Annotated in this window: 18 protein-coding genes; 15 read left to right on the forward strand and 3 right to left on the reverse strand. The window is 30.1% G+C overall.

Annotation, left to right across the window (positions count from 1 at the left end):
- Positions 1-74 precede the first annotated feature (74 nt).
- The 9 genes from ER639_RS02350 (at position 75) to ER639_RS02385 (ending at position 6,163) form a co-directional block, all read left to right on the forward strand.
- Positions 75-464 (forward strand): NUDIX hydrolase, encoded by a 390-nt coding sequence (locus tag ER639_RS02350; RefSeq protein WP_129064145.1) that lies wholly within the window; start codon positions 75-77, stop codon positions 462-464.
- A 5-nt stretch (positions 465-469) separates the two neighbouring features.
- Entirely contained in the window at positions 470-688 is a 219-nt protein-coding gene (locus ER639_RS12540; RefSeq protein ID WP_368665654.1) for a hypothetical protein, read from the forward strand.
- Complete coding sequence (locus ER639_RS12545) at positions 688-897, forward strand: GNAT family N-acetyltransferase (protein WP_368665655.1); 210 nt, start codon at positions 688-690, stop codon at positions 895-897. Before ER639_RS12540 ends, ER639_RS12545 begins: the two co-directional genes overlap by 1 nt.
- The gene (locus ER639_RS02360; RefSeq protein WP_129064146.1) at positions 898-1,443 is read left to right on the forward strand and encodes a GNAT family N-acetyltransferase; all 546 of its coding nucleotides are present in this window, start codon (positions 898-900) and stop codon (positions 1,441-1,443) included.
- The gene (locus ER639_RS02365) at positions 1,440-2,003 is read left to right on the forward strand and encodes a nucleotidyltransferase domain-containing protein (RefSeq protein WP_129064147.1); all 564 of its coding nucleotides are present in this window, start codon (positions 1,440-1,442) and stop codon (positions 2,001-2,003) included. Before ER639_RS02360 ends, ER639_RS02365 begins: the two co-directional genes overlap by 4 nt.
- A 31-nt stretch (positions 2,004-2,034) precedes the next feature.
- Entirely contained in the window at positions 2,035-2,880 is an 846-nt protein-coding gene (locus ER639_RS02370; RefSeq protein WP_129064148.1) for a hypothetical protein, read from the forward strand.
- The gene (locus ER639_RS02375) at positions 2,880-3,776 is read left to right on the forward strand and encodes a hypothetical protein (protein ID WP_129064149.1); all 897 of its coding nucleotides are present in this window, start codon (positions 2,880-2,882) and stop codon (positions 3,774-3,776) included. The genes ER639_RS02370 and ER639_RS02375 overlap by 1 nt, the downstream gene beginning before the upstream one ends.
- A 6-nt stretch (positions 3,777-3,782) precedes the next feature.
- Complete coding sequence (locus tag ER639_RS02380; protein ID WP_129064150.1) at positions 3,783-4,589, forward strand: DUF2785 domain-containing protein; 807 nt, start codon at positions 3,783-3,785, stop codon at positions 4,587-4,589.
- 620 nt (positions 4,590-5,209) lie between these two features.
- The gene (locus ER639_RS02385) at positions 5,210-6,163 is read left to right on the forward strand and encodes a LacI family DNA-binding transcriptional regulator (protein WP_129064151.1); all 954 of its coding nucleotides are present in this window, start codon (positions 5,210-5,212) and stop codon (positions 6,161-6,163) included.
- A gap of 44 nt (positions 6,164-6,207) precedes the next feature.
- Here the strand turns inward: ER639_RS02385 and ER639_RS02390 are convergent, their stop codons facing one another.
- Positions 6,208-6,657: a GNAT family N-acetyltransferase gene (locus ER639_RS02390; RefSeq protein ID WP_129064152.1), complete on the reverse strand. Its 450-nt coding sequence runs from the start codon at positions 6,655-6,657 to the stop codon at positions 6,208-6,210.
- Positions 6,658-6,735: 78 nt separating this feature from the next.
- On the opposite strand from ER639_RS02390, the gene ER639_RS02395 reads away from it, so the two are divergent.
- A complete protein-coding gene (locus ER639_RS02395; RefSeq protein WP_129064153.1) occupies positions 6,736-7,497 on the forward strand; it encodes a hypothetical protein in 762 nt (253 codons plus the stop codon).
- Positions 7,498-7,573: 76 nt separating this feature from the next.
- Here ER639_RS02395 and ER639_RS02400 read toward each other — a convergent pair whose 3' ends face one another.
- Together ER639_RS02400 and ER639_RS02405 are read right to left on the reverse strand one after the other, a co-directional pair.
- On the reverse strand, positions 7,574-8,020 hold the full coding sequence (locus ER639_RS02400) for a Rossmann-fold NAD(P)-binding domain-containing protein (protein WP_129064154.1): 447 nt from the start codon (positions 8,018-8,020) through the stop codon (positions 7,574-7,576).
- 25 nt (positions 8,021-8,045) lie between these two features.
- Complete coding sequence (locus tag ER639_RS02405; protein WP_164993333.1) at positions 8,046-8,657, reverse strand: DJ-1/PfpI family protein; 612 nt, start codon at positions 8,655-8,657, stop codon at positions 8,046-8,048.
- 103 nt (positions 8,658-8,760) lie between these two features.
- Between ER639_RS02405 and ER639_RS02410 the strand changes: the two genes are divergently transcribed.
- From ER639_RS02410 to ER639_RS02430, 5 genes are all read left to right on the forward strand, one after another.
- Positions 8,761-9,612 carry a hypothetical protein gene (locus ER639_RS02410; protein WP_129064156.1) on the forward strand — a complete coding sequence of 284 codons (852 nt, stop codon included), beginning with the start codon at positions 8,761-8,763 and terminating at the stop codon, positions 9,610-9,612.
- Between the two features lie 59 nt (positions 9,613-9,671).
- A complete protein-coding gene (locus tag ER639_RS02415; RefSeq protein ID WP_129064157.1) occupies positions 9,672-10,202 on the forward strand; it encodes a GNAT family N-acetyltransferase in 531 nt (176 codons plus the stop codon).
- A gap of 283 nt (positions 10,203-10,485) precedes the next feature.
- Positions 10,486-11,748 (forward strand): Y-family DNA polymerase, encoded by a 1,263-nt coding sequence (locus tag ER639_RS02420; RefSeq protein ID WP_129064158.1) that lies wholly within the window; start codon positions 10,486-10,488, stop codon positions 11,746-11,748.
- Between the two features lie 176 nt (positions 11,749-11,924).
- Positions 11,925-12,113 (forward strand): hypothetical protein, encoded by a 189-nt coding sequence (locus ER639_RS02425; RefSeq protein ID WP_129064159.1) that lies wholly within the window; start codon positions 11,925-11,927, stop codon positions 12,111-12,113.
- A 308-nt stretch (positions 12,114-12,421) separates the two neighbouring features.
- Positions 12,422-13,465 carry a M42 family metallopeptidase gene (locus ER639_RS02430; protein WP_129064160.1) on the forward strand — a complete coding sequence of 348 codons (1,044 nt, stop codon included), beginning with the start codon at positions 12,422-12,424 and terminating at the stop codon, positions 13,463-13,465.
- Positions 13,466-13,508: the final 43 nt, after the last annotated feature.

Below are 13,508 nucleotides of genomic sequence, written 5' to 3' on the forward strand. Positions count from 1 at the left end.
TATTCTGAATTTAATTTATAATATTTGTAAGTAGTAGTTCTAAATAAATATTATTGCATTTTAAGGAGGAACATATGATTCATTGGCACGGAGCATCCGCTATTGTGATTGATAACTCCAAATTATTAATTGTAAAATCTAAAACAGAACAGAAGTGGACAATTCCTACTGGTGGTTTAGAAACAGATGAAACTAGTGAACAAGCATGTATAAGAGAAGTTTTAGAAGAAACAGGATACGATGTAAAAATACTTAAATATATCGAATCTAAAGATAAGTCAGTAAAAAATTATCAAGTGAAGGTCGATTATTACCTTTGCTCTGTAATTTCAGGTGAATTAATAATAAATGATCCGGATGAAGAGATTGATGAAATAAGATGGGTTTCAAATAGAGAATTTAATGAATTAGACTGGTTATATCCTGAAGACACTTTTATGATTAAGCAATATATTGGGGAGTAGATAACATGACTATTCAATTTAAAACAGAATTTAATGAACTTGATATTGATGCCATCGTTGAGGTTTATCACTCCGTTGGATGGCTAGGTCATCACAAGGATATTGTACAAAAATTATTCACAGCAAGTACGCATTATGTTTTTGCATATGATGATCATAAAGTTATTGGATTTGCTCGTGCATTGTCAGTGGCGTGTTTAATGCTGCTATTTATGATGTTGTAGTGCATAAAGCATATCAAGGGAATGGTATTGCGAAATCTATTTTAGAGCGATTATTAAATGAGTTTAATCATTTATCTTGTATTCATTTAATCTCAACAACTGGCAATGAAGCTTTTTACAAAAAAATGGGCTTTAAAAGTTTAAAAACTGGGATGGCGATTTATCATAAGGAACATTTAGCAAATGAATATTTATTTGAGGAGGACTAAATGCCAAATATTAATATTGAATTACCTAATGAAAAATTATTGTCTGATTTGTATTTCTGGCTACATGTTGATGAGGAAAAAGCATCTGATAATTGGAATGGTCCATACTTTCCTAGAAAGAAGTCTGATATTACTGAAGATGAATTTATTAAGAAGCAAACTGAACCTACATATTTATTAGAATCGATACCAAAACAAATGGTTATTACAATCGATGGTGAGTTTTTAGGTACACTTCATGCCTATTGGGAATCTGAAGTGACGAATTGGATGGAGATTGGTATTTGTATATTTAATAAACATTACTGGGGCAAAGGACTTGGGACAATCGCTCTTCAGTTATGGGTGGATTATATATTTGAACATTCTACATTACATCGAATTGGACTTACTACGTGGTCTGGAAATTATAGAATGATTAAATCAGCTGCTAAGGTTGGCATGATAGAAGAAGCAAGAATAAGACGAGCAAGAATAGTAAAAGGTGAATATTATGATTCTATTAAAATGGGCATGCTTAGAGAAGAATGGGAAGCATTGAGATGATTAGAACAGACATATATCATTGGGAAGCGATGGAGTTATCCCAACTAATAAAGGTTATGGATGATGCTAAAGTTCAATACGGTATTGCTGGAGGATATGGTATTGAATTGTTCTGTGATAAGTATGTTCGCGATCACAAGGATATAGATGTTTGTGTGCTTGATAAAGATATTCCAATGTTAATGAGTTTTTTGATGGAACATGGTTATCGTTTATATAAAGCTTATAAAGGTGTGCTGACACCACTTTATATGAGCGATAAAGTTACAGACGATTTTTCTATTTGGGTGTCAAAAGGTGAGGACACACCTTTTCTTTTTGAAATTTTAATAGGAAGAACACAAGATAATCATTGGTTATACCGTCGTAATTTAGGGATTAAATTCCCTCTTACTGAGGTTTTTATTACTAAAAAAGGTGTTTCCATTTTAAATCCGTTAATTATTTTATTGTTTAAAATGAATAAATCAAAAGTAGAAGAAAAAGATTGGATTGATTTTGAAGCGGCTAAACCACTTTTAAGTGAAGAAAAGTTAGAGTGGTTGAAGCGTAGTTTTTGATGTATCAATAAGTTGTAATTGGAGAGATGTTATGAACAAAATGATGAAATTGTTGATATATTTTATTGTTTTTTATATGATTGCTTGTTTACCATCGCTTATTGTTAATCAACATTTTGATTTTATGAACTTATTAAATGTATTGCAAACGACTTTTATTAAATTATTGAATGTATCTAGCATTGTTTTTATTAATCAAAAGTCAGGTGTTGAATATGCGATTTTTCCATTTATTTTTGAACCATGGCTAAATACAATGTCCATTTTATTTGGATCTATTTTAATTGCTTTATTTTTTTCTATTTGTTTTTCATTATTTTTATATCGTTTTTCAAAGTTGAAAATAATTTTTGCTAAGGTGTTTCAACTACTTGGAATAATTCCTGATATTTTTTATATTCCTATTATGATTACTATTGTGATTATTATTTATAAAGAAACAAATATTCTCCTTTTCGATGTTGCGAGTACTTCTGAAAAGAGTACAGTTTTATTTCCAATGTTACTATTATCTATTATTCCATTACTCAATACGATAAATTTATTTGAACAATTAACTGAAAAAGAATCAAATTCAACATATATAGATTTTGCTTTTTCGAAAGGGCTTAATCATACTGAAGTATATTTTCAGCACATCTTTAGAAATATCATTATAGGTTATTGTATTAACTTTAAACAGATCATTTGGATGACTTTATCCAGTACATTATTCCTTGAGAGAATAATGAATATTTTTGGTGTTTCTGTTTTTATTTTCGAATATCATTCTCCTGAAGTATTAATTGTTTCGTTTATTTTGTTATTTTTGCCAATTTCTATTGTCTTTTGGTTAATCAATCGATTTGTTGAGCAAATGACGGGGGTGAAAATATAATGAAAAAAGTTATTGTTTATTTTTTTCTTTTAGTAATCCCTTTTGTAATTAGTTTAATATATTTTGATATATTGAAGATAACACCTCAAACTATTAAATTTCATTATAAAAATGGTGAAATGATTGATAGTGCACCTTTTCCGCCTTCTTTGGATACGATATTTGGTGTTGATAGAAATGGCAATCAGATGTTATTTGTGGTATTAGAAGGATATAAAACTACATTTTTAATTATTTTTTTGGTTACTTTCATCGTTATGCTTTTTTCAATTGTTTTTGGTACATTTGTTGCGATGAAGTTTCAAAATTTGAGTATCATTAAATCTATTTCTAATCCTTTTATATTTATTCCACAGTCTATTATTGCGTATATTTTGTTATATCCAATGATTTATGAGCCTATTGATCATTTTAAAACAACTATAGAATTTAGGATGTTTTACTTTGTACTTGTTCTTGTTTTACTAACAATACCAATTACAATAACACTTATTATCGATGTTACTAAACTTGAATTACAAAAATTATATATTGATAGTGCTAAAACGATGACGCCATCAAATTTTTATATTTTTTTAAAGCATATTCTGCCTAATATGTGGCAGCAGTATACGATTGTCGCTTGTCGAATGATGTTTCAAACGATAATTGTTATAACACATTTGGCTTTCTTCAAATTATATTTTGGTGGCACTGATGTTTGTTATGGTCCAGCATGTCTATATATAGAGAAACCAATAATGAACGAATTGAGCTCTTTAGTAGGTTATCACTTTATGAATATTGGCAGTGCTTGGTGGACATTTTATTCACCGCTTTTTGCTATTCTTTATATGCTAATGTTCATTCATCTTATTCAGCATAAGTTAGAACAAATTATTGGAGTAAGGAAGTAATTATAAATGTATGAAAATTTTGAAGCTCAGTTAAATAATGAAAGCCAGTTAATGTTATATATAAATCAATTACTATTGGATCTTGGAAATACGGATAGTTTTATTAGAGATGAAAATGCTTATCCTAAATTGATGAATCTTATTTTAAAACATCAATTAGAAGATGAGTATTTGATAGAAATCACTGAGAGATTGATTCAAAATTTATTTGTAGGCATTGGTAATAAAGATGATGATACTATATTTTTAAGGAGTTTTAGTCTCTTAGTTTTGGTTGGTATTATTAAAAGGGATGAAGCATTAAATTTTCTTACAGAATCTCTTAGTAATTATTTGTTTAAATCATTCTTTGATTACTTTATTAAAGAAATTGATATCCGAGGTTATGTTAATGAAAAAGGTTGGGCACATAGTATTGCTCATGCCGCTGATTTAGCGACTGTATTAATTGAGTCAAGGTTTTATGAATATGATTATGCACAGTTTTTCTTGTTTGGACTTAAAAGAAACTTATTTAAGCTTAATGGTGATATGCCGTATATAGATGATGAAGAAGAGCGTTTAGTATTTATTGTAGATGCATTATTAAATAAAGGTTTAGGCATTAATGAATTGATTATATGGTTGAATGATATGAATGATGATTTATTAGATTTAAAGCCAGAAGGACTCATATATTATAGAACAAAGAAGAATATAGAGGGATTTTTGAAATGTTTGTATTTTAGAGTTCATCGATTTGAAAGATATGACATGCTTTCAGAACATATTGAATTTATTTTGAGGGAAAATTTTGAAATAGATTATAAATAGTGATTTTTTATTATTGAACGATGAATAACATTATTATGTAAACTTACCGGTAGTATTGCATTTTAAAACATTGTAATAGGTATTGTAAGTTTAAATTATCTATAACCATTTGTGTAACAATTATTGATGTTTACGAAACATGTTGATTGAATAACTCATTTCGACTATAATCGAAACGCGAAAATTTCCTCAAATCATTTTATCGGATGCATTAAAAATTTTGTTTTAGATAGTTTGTGCAACGTCATTTTTAGATGTTGCGCTTTTTTTGTGAACTCTTTCAATATAAAATTTTATAACATTATTATGTAAACCTTTGAGTTAATTAATGATTTTAAAAACCAAATCAATAGGGACAGTGGGTGAAGCAGAAGGGGGAATTGTCCTCTTAACAAAAAACAAACTCAATTTAATAACTGAGTTTGTCTTACTCTAATACTTGAAACACTTTACTTTAAAAGTAGGGCAATATTAATATTTGTCTTCAACTTTTGGTACAATACTAACAACAAGGAGTTCAATTACACATAATGATATTAAAGCTAATACTCCATTCATTACAATCACCTCTTCCTTGATTTGATTGTAATTTATGAAACGAGTTTCAATGCAAGGGGGAAATGTTAGAAATGGCAAATATTCGTGATATTGCAAAGCATGCAGGGGTTTCTGTCTCTACAGTTTCTAGGGTGTTGAATGATTATCCTTATGTTTCTAATGAGAAGAAGTTAAAGGTGTTATCTGCAATGGAAGCGTTAAATTATATTCCAAATCATCTTGCTGTGAATCTATCACTTGGTAAAAGTCGTGTAATTGCTGTTGTTTTTCCTTGGATTACGAATCCATATTATTTAAGAATATTAGAAGGTGCAATAAAGCAAGCTTCAAAGTATGCTTATCATATTATTGTAATTGAAACACATTACGAAGAACCTGAAGAACTTAAAGTATTGGATATGTTAAAGCATCGTTCGATTGATGGGATTATTTTTATTACGAAAGAATTATCTATTGAGACGATATGCAGTTATGAACAATATGGTCCTATTGTATTGATGGAGAAAAATGATTATTTGCCTTATGTGTTTATTGATCAATATAAAGCAATGAAAAAGGCATTAGATTATCTTGTGCAAGAAGGATATAAAAAAATTGGATACTCTGTGCATAGAAAAAATGGTTTTAGTGCAAATGCACGTGCTAAAGCATATGCTACTTTACCCAAAAATATGCAATACAAAGCGTTTGTTTATGTTAGTGGACTATCTTTGATGGAAGGGAAGTCACTTGCACAAAATATTTTGAATCAATCAACATTACCTGATGCAATCATTGTGACGAACGATGCACATTGTGCCGGTATTTATGCTGAATTTCAAAATAGAGGGATAAAAGTACCAGAAGACATTGCGCTTATATCTTATGAAAATGGAGAATTATCACTAATCAATGATATTACGAGCATTGATCTACCACTCGCTGAAATGGGGGAGCGTAGTGTGGATTTAATTCTCACTGACACAGCAAAATCGGAAGAGTTGCCTTCTAAGTTGATTATTAGAAGGTCGACATAGTCAATTTTTTAATGTGTGTCTTATATACGATTTTACTTTGTACATTATATTATTTTTATTAGTATCACTTTATCCATAGCTCTTATGCCATTTTCCATAATGACTTCTTTATACTCATTGATAAAGAAGTCTTTTTCTATTTCTTCCATCCTAAATCCACATTTTTGATATAGTGCAAGTTGATTCAAACTAGAATTTGCTGTAGCTATTTTTAATCGATGATATCCTAATGATTTTGCAATTATCTCAGCTTCTTTAAGCATTAATTTACCATATCCATTGCCTTGATGGTTCTCCTTTACTGCAATATTCATAATTTCAATGGTAGTATTATTTAGCTCATTGAGCACAATAACGCCAGCAGCTTCCTTATCAATTTCTAATACAAATATTAAACTATGTTTTATATATCGATTAATCATTTCATTCGATGGATCAGCTAACAGTAGTAAGGATTTAATTGTTTCTGATATTTCATATATTTGTTTTAACATCTTGTCACCTTTTGTAAGAATTTTCTGTATAATAAAATATTATACTATATTACTTTTTAGAGTGGGGCGGTTGTTGTCATGAGGAATTTAACGTTTAAGTTTGACCTTTTCTTTATATCAATTGCATTCTTCGATAAACATCGTGATAAGTTATTAAATACTATTGTCGTACCTAAAGAAGATTTTAAGAAAAATAGTAGTTTATCAAATGTAATTCATAATTCACAACATCAAACTTGGGCGCTTAGTTATGATTATGTGATTGTTGCAGAACCTGGCTGGTATGAATCTTTAAATGATGAATTGAGAAATGCAATAAAGGTAGAGATGATTCAAAGTGGCTATGAAATGATACATGACAATCATTTAGTAACTTCAAATTATTGGAGAAGGCTTAGCAATGAGGTACAACAAGCATTTATTCATCAATTTGACGACGATCTCAGTGATACGAAAGTGGATGCATTTCAACAATTTCCACATTTAGTGAAGTTGCATAATAAGTTGCCTAATGAACATGGTTCAAATTGTTTATCAGCGACAATATATGCGATAACAAAGCAACGATATATTTTAAATCATTGGATGCATCAAGCAACATTTTTATTTTATTTAGATCGCCTTGGTTACCAACAAGTTGAAGATTCGTTTCAATCTGGAGATGTGATTTGTTTTTATCATGAGGATTCTTTAACACATGCAAGTTATGCACTTGATGATACATATATTTTTAATAAACAAGGTCAGACATTTTGGGAACCATGGACAATTGAACGTTTTAGTACAATTTATGGTAATAGAGATGAGAAAGAAGTGCGTGTTTTTAGGCGATTTTTATAGGTATCTAATGACGAAAATGATTAATTTAAATAGTAACACGGTTCATATTGAGTAATTTTCAAAATGAACCGTGTTTTTATTTATTTTTTACAGCTTTAATCACCACTTCACTTATCTCTTGATGCGTAAGCCATCTATTTTCACTTTCATGTCTACCGAGTTTGATTAACGTTATATCTGTATCAAATTGATATGTTCTACTGGTTGTTCCTTGGACGAGATATACTTTTGTATTTTTAAATTCTGGTTTTTTGATGAATGAATTGAAACTATCATAATAAGGACTATGAATCCATGCAACAATCATCGTTACAGGTTCGTCTTTAATGACTTCCATTAACTTTTCATATTCACAAGCTGCAGTGTAATCAAAATTGGTAAACTTTGCATTTTTTTGTTGTAATAACGGATTATACTTATCATTATTTCGACTACATAATAATACTGTTTCATTACTTGCTTCTGTCATCCACTCGGAGAAATGATAAAGCATACCAGAACCGCCTATAATAATGATTGCCATTTTATCACCTCACAATTATTAATAATTAATTCATTCTATAAGTTAAATCTTCTTTTGTATATTTTTTGATTAATGTACCTGTAAATAGTGTATCTTGGACATCATAATTTAATGCCTTTAGTACTTCTATTGCAAATTCCCTATATGCAAAGCCAATGGCTGTTATGATTTGATGTGATTTATCGTAATATACTGGGGTTCTTGTTAATTGATCTTTTGATAAAGAGGAATATTCCTCCAACGTTTCTTCATATAATCCAGCTGTAAATTTCACACCATTTAAAATGCCACTTTTAGCGAGTAAGATAGGTGATGAAGAAATTGATGCTATAAGAGGTCTTGGTGTTGTATTTAATCTTTTTATAAAGTTTATTAGATTTGCATCATCTATTACCTTTGTATAATCAATAATGCCTGGAAGTATGATAAGTTGGTAATTATTTATATTAATTTCATCAAATACTTTATTTGGATTGACTGAAAAATAATCTTCGCTAATGACGGGTTCTAGATTGTTTGAAACCGTATCAATTTCCCAAGCATCTTCATTATTTAAACTAATGGTCAAATATGATGTTAAACATGTAATTTCATATAGGGAGAACCCAGGATATAAGATAACTAGTGCTTTCTTCATGGACATTTTCCTTTCTCTTTTTATTCTAGTATATTAGAAATTTTAAAATAATTCAGTTTTTTTATATGGTATAATTTTCTATATAACTTTTTAGGAGACATTTATGTTACTTCAAATTAATTCAGGTAATTATAATCTTTATATTGAAAAAGCATATGAATTATCTCAAAATATAAGTTTTTCTGCGTTTCCTTTGTTTTGTGATGGGATTAAAACAAAAAGGGATTTTAACAGGTGGGTGTTAGAATCATTCGATAGGGATAATGAATCAATTATTGTTTTGCTTAATGATAACTCGGATTTGATTGGATGGTTTCACTATTTCATTAATGATAATCAAATCGGTTTGTGTACCTTATTCTTTGATAACACGGATTTCACAGTTCTTAATGATTTGTTTCAGTTTCTTTTTGATTCATCTCCTAATCACTTATTTAATTTTTATATACCTCATCAAAATCAGAAATTATTAAACTTTTGTTTGAGTCATGGGTTTAGTTGTATTGATGAGCAATTTGTTGATATTTTTGATTTGAAACTCTATCAAAATATTCGTTTTTCAGATGAAATTATTAAAATTGATTATCATAATTTTGATTTAATTGCTGAATATTATAATGAGACAAATATATCTTCTTATTTATCTATTAATGAATTGAAGCAACGTTTAAATGATTGGTCTTTTTTTGGTTTTTATAGTAACAATCGTTTATTGGGATTTATAGGTTATAAGCTTGGTAGCAGTTTATCTGAAATCTTTATATTAGAAACTAATAATGATTTAAATAATATAGTTACTGAATCACTGATCAATGCAGTTTTGTCTGATTGTTCTAATATTAATTCTGAATATCTTTACTTTTTCAGTGATGTGAAGGAACATGCTGTTAATATGAATCTAGGATTTAATAATTTGTCGAAAGCAATTTGTGTGAGTAATGAACAAAAAATATAGTAGTTGTTATTGTAAACTTATTTAAAACAAATGACTATTACGACTTCTTGGAGGTTTAAATGATTAATTATGAAATGTTATCTATAAATGATGAAAGTAAATTACATGATTTTTTTACAATGACGTTGACGCATACTTTTAGTAATAATGGGATTACAGATGATGAAGATTTGCAGGTTGAGATTAATAAGAAGATGTCCTACGTGAAAGTTTATTTTGAATATCATGAAGATTACTTTATGGTCGCTAAAGATGGTGATGCATTGGTTGGGATTATTGGGTTTTACCAACCGAATGCTATTATTAAATCACTTTTAGGAGATAGTGTTGACGGTATTAAAGAAATGGGCTCGCTGTATGTTCATCCCGATTATCAAAATCAAGGGATTGGTAGTACATTAATTAAGAAGATGATACAGCATTTAAAAGAGCAAGGTATTCGTCAGTATTGCTTTGATTGTGGCTATAACAAATCGATTCAAACATGGACGCGCAAATTTGGAGAACCAACGTATTTTTATAAAGATCACTGGGATATTGGAAATCATCATGCGATATGGATGATTGATTTAGAGGAGCATTTTTTATAATCTGAATTGCTTGTTTAAAAAGTCATTATTTAAATTATAAGTTTTCCGCATATGTTTCGGCCAATATGGAGTTGCATTCCAAATTAGCCGTAAAACCAAGAAATATTCAGTACAAATGTTTTAAATGATCATAGAATCAGTTTTAGTATAAGCAGTCAATGGACTGCTTTTTATTTTTTTACAAAGCAGAACATACGTTCTTATTTTTATTGTATGCGAACAAGTGTTCTGTTATAATAAATATATAAAAAGACAGCATGATGATTAAAGGATGGTGATTCATATGTATGATTATAGTTTGTGTGCTAATCGTCATATTTTATGTATAGACCAAAAGAGTTTTTTTGCGAGTGTTTCTTGTATTCAAAAGGGATTAGATCCTTTGACGACGAAACTTGCAGTTGTAGCAGATACGAAGCGTCAAGGTTCTGTTGTGCTTGCTGCAACACCACCACTGAAAGCAATGGGAATTAAAACGGGTTCTAGGTTGTTTGAAATTCCTCATCGTTCGGATATTTATATTATTAATCCGTCAATGCGTAAATACTTAGAAGTTGCAGGTCAAATTTCAGATGTTGCGCTTCAATATATTGCACCAGAAGACTATCATCAATATAGTATTGATGAATTTTTTATGGATGTAACGGACAGTTATCATTTGTTTAGTCCAACGGTTTATGATTTTGCAAAGAAGATTAAAGATGAAATTTATGAGAAAACACATGTTCATTGTGCAGTAGGTATTGGACCAAACGTACTGATTAGTAAGGTTGCATTGGATATTGAAGCAAAGAAGATGCCAGATGGGATTGCGGAGTGGCGTTATGAAGATGTGCCAGAAAAGATGTGGCACATTGAACCTTTAAGTCAGTTTTGGGGGATTAATAAGCGCACTGAGAAGAAGTTAAATCAAAAGGGGATTTTTACGATTGGTCAGCTTGCAAATTATCCACATCATTATTTGAAACGTGATTTTGGTGTAATCGGTGTAGATTTGCATTTACATGCGAATGGTATTGACTCTAGCTTAATTAGAGAAAAGCATCGTCCTTATAAGTCTTCTATTAATAAGAGTCAAATTTTGATGAGAGATTATTATTTTGAGGAATTAAAGACCGTTGTTTTAGAACATGTTGAAGAGGTGACTTTTCGATTGCGTGCAAGTAATGCATTAGCACGTACGATTTCATTTTCAATTGGTTATAGTGATAACGGTAAAGTTAACAAAAGCTATACACTTTCAGAAGGAACGAATTTAACACGTGATATTTTTCAAGTGGTTTGGGGATTTATGCAGCAATTATGTGAGAAAGATCGCATGTATAGAACTGTCAATATTTCATTGACTAATTTAATTTCAGAAGAAGATCGACAATTGACGTTGTTTGTAGATGAATTTCAACGTTCTAAAGAAGAAGCTTTAGAGAAGACAATTGATCAACTTAAGCGCCGCTTCGGTAAAAATAGTGTATTGCGTGCTGTTTCCTACACAGATCAAGGCACTGCAATGAAAAGAAATGGTTTAATAGCAGGGCATAAAGCTTAGTTGAAATAGGTGAATTAAGACACAACGAAATGTATTGTAAATAATCACTGTTTAAGTGCGTAGTTCGATAATAAAATGTTTTATTCTGAGAAGTGCTGTATTAATTATGTTAAGTTTACATTTTACTATATTGAATGTACAATGTTTATACATAGTATACAGAAAGGGTGATGTATATGAAAATAGTTAAATATAGTACACTTTCTAACAATGCACTAGATAAAAGAGAAAAAGTTATGTTAGCCATGACAGAAGTGGATGAAAATTTTGTTATTGGGCGAAGAAACTATGATGCTAAACGTATTGATGGGAAAAAAGAACAATTAAAACGTATGAAAGAAAAAGAGTATGCATTACACTATTAAGCAAGCTAAATTAGATTTAGAAAGCATCGAAACTAGTCTACAAAGAAAAAAGGGAAAACTTATAAGTGAAATATTTATTAAAATCACAAATTTAAATTTATACAGTTTAAGTCAAACATTCACATTTCATTATGTGGGTGTTTTTGTCTTTAGACGATTAGAAAGAATGAAGTGATCACGAATATCAAAATAAGTCGAGGTAATTATCAAAAGTTTAAAATAAAGATAAATATATATATCAAGCATTGTACTCCATATCATTATTCGATAATATTGAATTATCAGTAAATAAGAAAAGGGGAATAAATATGTATCCAAATGTTAAAGCAACGATGGAAGAGATTAAGCGTTTAGTAGAAATTCCAGGGCCATCTGGTTTTGCTTTTCAAGCGATTGAGTATGTGAAGCAAACATTGGCTGAGGAAGGGTATGACTGTGTCATTACGAATAAAGGTGGTTTACTTGTAACGGTTAAAGGTCAAGATGATACGCGTCATAAGTATTTAACAGCACACGTTGATACATTAGGTGCAATGGTGAAAGAGATTTTACCTTATGGTAGATTGCGTTTATCAATGGTTGGTGGTTTCAATTGGAACAGTGTTGAAGGGGAGTATTGTGAGATTCATTCTGACAATAAAGTATTCACTGGTACGATTTGTATGCATGAAACGAGTGTCCATGTTTATCGCGGTGCAGGGGAGATTAAGCGTGACGATAAGCATATAGAAGTTCGAATTGATGAGGTCGTAAAGACAGAAGAAGATGTTCAAAAATTAGGTATTTCTGTTGGAGATTTTGTAAGTTTTGCACCGAGATGTGAGATCACTCCGTCTGGATTTATTAAATCACGTCATTTAGATGATAAAGCAAGTGCTGCAATGTTAATTCAATTGTTACGTCATATTAAAGCAGAATCTATTGAATTACCACATACCACACATTTCTATTTCTCTAATAACGAGGAGATTGGTTATGGTGGTAATTCTAATATTCCAGAACAAGTTGTTGAATATATTGCTGTAGATATGGGTGCATTGGGTGATGGTCAATCAAGTGATGAATACACTGTATCTATTTGTGCGAAAGACTCTAGTGGACCATATCATTACGCGTTGAGGCAGCATTTAGTACAGTTATGTAAAGAAGAAGGTATTGATTATAAGGTTGATATTTATCCTTATTACGGTAGTGATGCGAGTGCTGCAATGCACGCAGGATATGATGTTAAGCATGGTTTATTTGGTGCGGGTATTGAATCTAGTCATGCAATGGAGCGTACGCACGAGTCTTCATTAGAAAATACTGAGAAGTTAATTTACGCATATGTATTAAGTCCAGTCATCGATTAATTAAATTGATTGAATAATGCAAATATTTTTACGGATGTGTTTT

The organism is Macrococcus sp. DPC7161 (assembly GCF_004117835.1).
Lineage (GTDB): Bacteria > Bacillota > Bacilli > Staphylococcales > Staphylococcaceae > SDSC01.